The sequence below is a fragment of the Duganella sp. Leaf61 genome, assembly GCF_001421905.1.
GTDB classification, from domain to species: domain Bacteria; phylum Pseudomonadota; class Gammaproteobacteria; order Burkholderiales; family Burkholderiaceae_D; genus Rugamonas; species Rugamonas zoogloeoides.
In genome coordinates, this window is the sequence record NZ_LMLM01000020.1 from 1 (window position 1) to 7,150 (window position 7,150).

Here is a 7,150-nt window from a genome sequence, read left to right on the forward strand (position 1 = left end):
CGGCCTGGTGCCGGTGGTCACGCACGTGACCTTGCAGATGCAGTCCGACGCCATCGAACCGGACAGCCCGGTATCGGCCCCGGGCGCCGGCAATGGCGGCAACCCTGTCAATCCGGGCGATCCGCCGGTTACCACGAACCCGCCACCGCCGGTCGACGATTGCATCAACCAGGGCGGCTGCGGAACACAGCCTCAACCACCGGGCAACACTTGCCCGATACCGATTGTGGCTAACCTGAATGCCGACGCCTTGTTCGGTTTCGACCAGGCGGCACTGCAACCGGCAGGTATGGAAGCGCTAGATCAGCTGATCCGGAATACCAACGGCAGGGCGTACGACACCTTGACCGTGACCGGCTACACCGACCCGATCGGCACCGAGGTCTATAACCTCGACCTCTCACGCCGGCGCGCCGAAGCGGTGCGCGACTATCTGATCTCCCATGGACTTCGAGTCGATTATCTGAATGTGGTCGGCGCCGGCTCGGCCGACCTGGTGGTGCGGCAGGAAAGTTGCCCGGGGATGACCGGCGTCGCACTACAAAATTGCTATGCGCCGAACCGGCGTGTGGTCGTTGAATTGACACCCAAAGGCTCACCATGATCGCGCGCACTTTCTCTTTCATGCGTGCGCGCCTGCATGTCGCTTTAGTGGTCCTGCTGTTGTCGGCAGTGGCTGGCACGGTCCAGGCCTGCCCGGACGATGGCGGACCGACGTGTAGCGCGTCCACGCCGGCCCCGGCCAGCCAGCCAGCCACGGCCAGTGTCAACATCGGCGCCGGCAATCCGATCAACATCCTCACTGGTAACAAGTATCAACGCGAGCAGGACATGGCGCCGCTGCCTGGTGTGCTGGGATTGGAGATCGTCCGCCATTACAACAGCCGGTTCAGCGGTACTGGCGATATGCCCGGATTGCTCGGGCGGGGCTGGAAGCTGTCGTATGAAACAATCCTTGTCGCTAACGGCAACATGCTCCAAGTGTTCCAGGCCGACGGCTCCAGCTTCATGTTTTACCGCGACCTTGCCAACCCGGCGTTGGCGAACGGCGCCGACCCGGCTAGTGGCAGCATCAGCATTCGCCGTAACCGTCAAGGCGGTGACGATTACATCTGGCTTTGGGGTGACGGCCGCGAGCTGCGCTTCGACCAGCAGGGCAAGCTACAGCAAATCAAGGCTATCACCGGCGAAGTGCTCAGTTTGTTATACGACAGCAAGGGGCTGCTGGTCAAAGTGACCGACCCACAGGGGCGCAGCTTGCGGTTGATTTATCCGGAACGCGGGGCCGCGCGTGGGGGCCGCTTCCTGGGCGTAAAAAGTATTGATAGTCCGATGGGGCGCTTCGATTATGAGCAAGGCAGCAGCCGGTCGTTGGCAACCACTGCTGATCCGCGCCAACTGGTGGCCAACCTCGTGCGTGTGCATTACCCGGTGGCGGGCCAGGGGCGCGAGTATTATTATGAAGATGCGCGCCGTCCCACGTTACTGACGGGCATTGGCATACTTCGCGGTGCGGTGCATGGCGCCGACCCGGCCAAACAGGCGCAGCCCGCTTACCGCTATGCGACCTATGCCTACGACAGTGCCGGGCGCGGCGTGCTCTCTACCCATGCCAACGATGCCGGTAAGGTCACCATCAGTTACGACAAGCCGGGCCAGACCACCGTGACCAACAGCCTCGGTCAGCCCACTGTGTACCGCTATGCCACCGTGGGCGAAGACTTGCGGTTGCTGGAGGCACGGGGCCCGGGTTGCGCGCAGTGCGGCCCTGGTAATACCCGTTATGCCTACGACCGCCTGGGCCGGCTGACAGAGACCACTCGTACGGATGGTGCGGGAGGCGCAGTCAGTACGGTTCGGAATGAACTCGATCACTATGGCAGGCCCCTGAGCGTTTACCGCATCGACTATCGCAACGGCCAGGCGCTGCCGCCGCAGTTGCAGGTGCGCTATGAGTATGGTCCCGGTGCGACGCCAAAACCCACGGCGGTGATACGTCCGAGTGTGGTGGCGGGCAAGCAGACGCGAACGCGCATTGCCTACAATGACAGGTTGCAGGTCGTCAGCATCAACGAGCAGGGGTGGGCGCCGCCGATGGAGGCGGGCGGCGCTGCGCTGCCGCTGGCGCGCACCACTGTTTTCAGCTATCGCAACATCGCCGGGCGCAGCCTGTTGGCGATGGTTGACGGTCCCCTGCGCAACGGGCCCCGTGGCCAACCCGTCGACTCCGACGTTACGACCTACGAGTACGACCAGAGCGGCAACCATGTCATGCAGACGACGTTGCCGGGCAATCGCATTATGCGCATCGCGCAGATAAACGACGCGGGCCGGCCATTGCGCCTGGTCGATGCGAATGGTGTGGTGCTCGACTATGGTTATGATGAACTTGGCAGGGTGACCAAGCTTGGCAAGTCAGGCGTCCACAGCTATTTTTCCTATAACACCTTGGGCCAGGTGAGCGAGGTACTTCAGGCGACTGGCCAGCGCATGCAGTTCACGTATGGCGGCGACGGTCGTCTCAGCGATGTCACCGATGCCCAGGGTAATCGCATCAAGGTGCAACGCGATGGTGAGGGCAATCTCCTGGCGCGCGAGCTCCTCAATCCGGATGGCAGCGTGGCGCAAAGCAGCGACCTGTCGCGTTATACCGACGATCCCGAGGCGCCCGCAAACCAGTTCGATACCCGTGGCGGCAGCGAGCGGCTGGTGGATCCTCACGGTGGCGTGACCACCGTCGAACGCAATGCTGACGGCTTGCCGCTGTCGGTGATGGAGCCTGGCGGCATCACGACACGCCTGGCGTATGACAATTTGCATCGGGTCACGCAAATCAGCGATCCGCGTGCTTTGCGCACCGGTTATGTCTATGATGACTTCGGCCGCCTGCTGCGGGTCGACAGCCCCGACGCCGGCGTAACCGTCTACCGCTGGAATGACGACGATACGCTGCGCGCCAAGACATTGGCATATGGCAGCGAACGGGCGCAAACGATCACGTATCGCTACGATCTCGCCGGACATGTGGTGGAACAGCGCACGGCGGAGGGCGTAACCAGGCTTGATTACGGTCCGCAGGGCAAACCGGTTCGGGTGACCTTTCCGGGCGGTGAGGAACTGTACGAGTACGCCGCCGGCGGTCAGCTGACATTGCATACACGCATATTTGACGGCGCCCGGCTCAGTACTCGTTACGTTTATGACGGGCGCGGTCAGCTGACGCGCAAGACGCTGCCGGACGGCGAGATCCTCGACTACCGATACCACAACGCCTTGCATCCGAAGGCCGGACTGCTGGCAGGCATCACGCGCAAGCGACTGTTAGCCGATACGGTATTGCTGAATTCCATGAACGATGCCGAAGATGGCTACGCCAGGCAGCAATACCAGTTGGCCCACGGCGTCGATTTCGTGCGCCACCTCGACCGCAAAGGACGCGTCACCCGCATCGGCAGTCCCGGATTCTGGGAGGAGAACCAGAGGGTGGATGCGGTCGGCCAGATTGTCCAGCGCGGCAGCAGCGGGCTCGAGGGCATACGGCATACCCGTTACGGCTACGGTCCGCTGGGCAGACTGGAGGCGGCAACCGAGAGCGATGGCAATGGCAGGCACTTACCGGGCGCGCTCAGCTATGACTACGATGTGGCGGGAAACCTGGTGCAGCGTAGCGGCACCACTGCGGCGCGCTACCAAATCGATGCATTGAGCAACCGTATCCTGTCCGCAGATGGCAGCGGCGCACGCCGCGAGTACCAATACGATGCGGCGGGCCGGACCACGCGCGCCGGCGCCACCACCTACAACTGGGACAGCCTGGGGCGCCTGACCAAGGTCAGCCAGGATGGACAGCCGGTCGCCGAGTACCGCTACAACGCGTTTGGCGAACGTATCAAGAAGGTTGTGTATACGCACAACCAGAAAAAAGTAACGTATTTCCTGTATGACGGCAGTCAACTGGTGGCCGAGGCGGAGCCCGACGTTGGTGGCATCGCCATCAAGCGCCAGTACGTCTGGCTGGAAGACCACAATGGCACTCGGCCAATTGCGCTGCTACAGGCCAGGGACAGCGGTGTTCGGGCCGCGGCGGGTGCCGCTCTCAAACAGGTGCCTGCGGAATTGACCCGGGCCGTTGGCCAGGCCGAGCGCACGGACGTTTTCGCCATCGTGGCAGACCACACCGGTGCGGCCCGTGCCTTGGTTGACGCCGCGCGGCAGATCATCTGGAGCGCCAGCATCCGCGGGTACGGACGGGCGCAGGTCGGTGCCGGTAGCGCGCTGGCATTCCAGCTGCGCGGTTCAGAACAGTACTTTGACGAAGAAAGCGGCCTGCACTACAACACTCAGCGTTACCTCGATGCCGACAGCGGACGTTACCTGAGTCCTGATCCGAGCGGCCAGGCCGGGGGCATTAATCTGTATGCTTACGCCAACGGCAATCCGGTGGCCAATATCGATCCATTGGGCTTGCAGAGCAAACCCGCCGGGCCCGTGAGCGGATGGAGTTTCGCGGACAAGCTGGTGTACGTGGTGGGTGCAGCGATTCCCAAGTTGCCGGCGGAATTGGGTGCCGTGCTCAAAGACATGGTATCGCCGGAAAAGATTGCGACCACGGCGGCGATTTTCGCACTGTGGGCCGGATCTCACGCGTTTGGCGTCGGCGCCATTTTTGACGGCGTGATGCTGGGCGTCGCCTACTACACGATGGGGCGGGCCGCCATCGACGTCATGATGGGATTGATCGACACAACCATCAAAATCAATAATGCCAAGTGCGAAGGCGATTTGCAGGCGGCGGCGGGCATCTTGTCACATGCGCTCAGTGTGGGAGCGGGCGGTTTCGTCGAAGGGGCATTATTACGCAAAATTTTCTCCAAAACGGAAGGCGACCTGGGCGCCTCCGTACTGGAGCAGATTAAAAAAGGTGTCAATTATGGTAAGAACAAGTTTCTCAATGCCACCTCGACACTGGCCAAGCTGGGATTCCGCTCGCGCTCGTGGGCGAATATCGTTGACCGTATAGAGCGTGGCTTTGTCGGTGAGCTCGACGCTTGGAGTTTTCTGATTAGCGGCAAAAAGAAATTGCAGATCATGGGTAACAAGACGCTCGATCCCGCAGCAATCAGAAACCAGGCAGACTACGATGCGCAATTAGCCGGGTATAAAGGAGCCAAGGGGATGGATGGGGCATTCGAGGAACGACCAGGATTCTTCAAGGCCATTATCGGTGGCAAGCCAATGTACTATCTGGTGGAATCGAAAGCTACAGCGGGTGTGTTCCCTGCCAACCCGACCAAAAGTATATTGGACACCACCAGGAATGGCGGAGGCCGACAAATGAGTGAAACTTGGCTGAACAGTAACGGCAGTAAGCGAATCACTGACTCGGTCGGTAGTGCAGGATTGGCCGATATCCGGGCTGCAGCAGGTGATGGTCGGGTCAAGAAAGTATTGGCGTTGACTGACCGAAACGGTACGCGCTATTTTGAAATCAATGATGTGCCGAACCAACCGGGCGAGGTGAGTATTGGTGCCGACATCACCAGCCTCTTCAAGTAAAAAGGACAAAAGATAAGATGGGTATGCGTGAATATTTCGAAAACCTGCGCTATGCGCTGACCGGCAAGAGCCGCGACTGGGCTGCGCAATGGCGCAAGGCAACGCGTGATTTGGTGTTACCTGCCGGTCTGACGGTGCGTGATAAACACGGCCACGCCGACGCCGCGTTTTTTGAGCGCAGCATGCGCTCCACACTGGGCAGCGCCCGGCATGCATTGGAGACCGATAAAAAAAATGGGGCGGGTAGCGTCAATCGCCCGTATGTCAGCGCTGGCGCCCAGTCGTACATTGGATTTCTCGCGGTGGCGTACACGGGAGGATTACCGCTGGACCTTCTGCAACGCTATGTACCGGAGATCGTGGCGGCACTTGCCTATTTCGAGTCGGAGTACCGCAAGATCGCCAGCGCAGACGAGAACAACCATGTGCTCGATCATCGTCCCAACTATCAGCTCGCATTGACGGCCTTGGCGATATTCACCGGCCTGCGCCGCAGCCAGGAGGAGCTGCATCAGCTGCTCGAATGCACGGGCGCGCCCGGGCGCGACATGCTGTTTGATCGCGTGGTACAGCAGATCGCGCCGTCGCGCGCGGTCGGGACGACGCTGAGGCACCCGCATTATCGATGGCTAATCGATGCCATGGATGCGGTGCCCACCGCCCGGCCCGCCCTGGTGCGGAAATTTCTCGATGGCTGGCTCAAGAAAATCTATCTGGTCGATATCGGCTTTGCCACGCATGGCGGTGATGCCTACGACGGTTACTGGAGCTATGAAGCCGCGATGGTGGTCATGCTATGGGAAATCGACGACAGCGACTTTCGCGAGCATCCCTGTTATCCCGATGCACTGGTGGATTATTACCGCTCGACGCGCGGTGAGAACGCCTGAGGATGCACACCGCAAGTGATCCATCTCAGCAGATCTTGGTGCGCAACGCCAACGCATTGCTGGTCCGGTGGCTATCGTCCATGTTTCACCAACCCCACGCTACCATGACCAGCCTCCCACGTCCTGACACCACTGGCGCGCCGCCCGGCGGCGCCTGGCTCCGTACGCGCTGCGGCGATCACCGCCTGGCGCTGCAGCGCGCGGATAGTTTTGCCAGCCGTTTTATGGGGTTGATGGCGCGTGCCGGGCTGGAGTCCGATGCCGCATTGCTGTTGCCCGGCTGCTCCAGCGTGCATACGTGCTTCATGCGCTTCACCATCGACGTGCTGTACCTGGACCGCGAAGGCGTGGTGCGCAAGTGCGTGCCGCACTTGCGCCCTGGCTGCGGGCAGCATTGCGCGCTGGAACATCGCCCCCGGCGACCGGCTGCACGATCCGCAGTCGCGCTGGCAGGTGCTGGCGCCCTTGTCACCAGCGCCGGCGCAACCGGCCAGCACGCCGCCGGTCGTCCCGGTGCGCGCTGCCATGCGCGGGCGCCAGCGCGGTGCGGCGGTGGTGGAACTGGCCGTGGTAGCGCCGATCCTGACCATCATGGGATTGGGCACGGTGCAATACAGCCAGCTGTTCTTCGCGAAAAACCAGCTCGACCACGCAGCGATGCTGGCCGCCCGTGCCGGCAGCGTGGGCAACGCCAAACTCGACGC

The 7,150-nt window shown here is 61.6% G+C and carries 4 protein-coding genes and 1 pseudogene; all 5 read left to right on the top strand.

The window, feature by feature from the left end; genetic code table 11:
* Positions 1-604 (top strand): OmpA family protein (locus ASF04_RS12990; RefSeq protein ID WP_156368635.1); only part of this gene is annotated, 604 nt, incomplete at its 5' end.
* Positions 601-5,556 (top strand): RHS repeat-associated core domain-containing protein, encoded by a 4,956-nt coding sequence (locus ASF04_RS12995; protein ID WP_056142200.1) that lies wholly within the window; start codon positions 601-603, stop codon positions 5,554-5,556. The genes ASF04_RS12990 and ASF04_RS12995, both read left to right, overlap by 4 nt.
* Before the next feature lie 23 nt (positions 5,557-5,579).
* The gene (locus tag ASF04_RS13000; RefSeq protein WP_056142203.1) at positions 5,580-6,446 is read left to right on the top strand and encodes a PoNe immunity protein domain-containing protein; all 867 of its coding nucleotides are present in this window, start codon (positions 5,580-5,582) and stop codon (positions 6,444-6,446) included.
* A gap of 233 nt (positions 6,447-6,679) precedes the next feature.
* Positions 6,680-6,799: pseudogene (locus ASF04_RS28760) on the top strand (DUF192 domain-containing protein); the annotation flags it as partial.
* A 238-nt stretch (positions 6,800-7,037) separates the two neighbouring features.
* A partial coding sequence (locus tag ASF04_RS28765; RefSeq protein ID WP_373922141.1) for a TadE/TadG family type IV pilus assembly protein occupies positions 7,038-7,150 on the top strand: 113 nt, incomplete at its 3' end.

Coding starts and splice junctions, on each gene's coding strand:
- ASF04_RS12995 (WP_056142200.1), top strand. CDS start 601: ATGATCGCGCGCACTTTCTCTTTCATGCGTGCGCGCCTGCATGTCGCT.
- ASF04_RS13000 (WP_056142203.1), top strand. CDS start 5,580: ATGCGTGAATATTTCGAAAACCTGCGCTATGCGCTGACCGGCAAGAGC.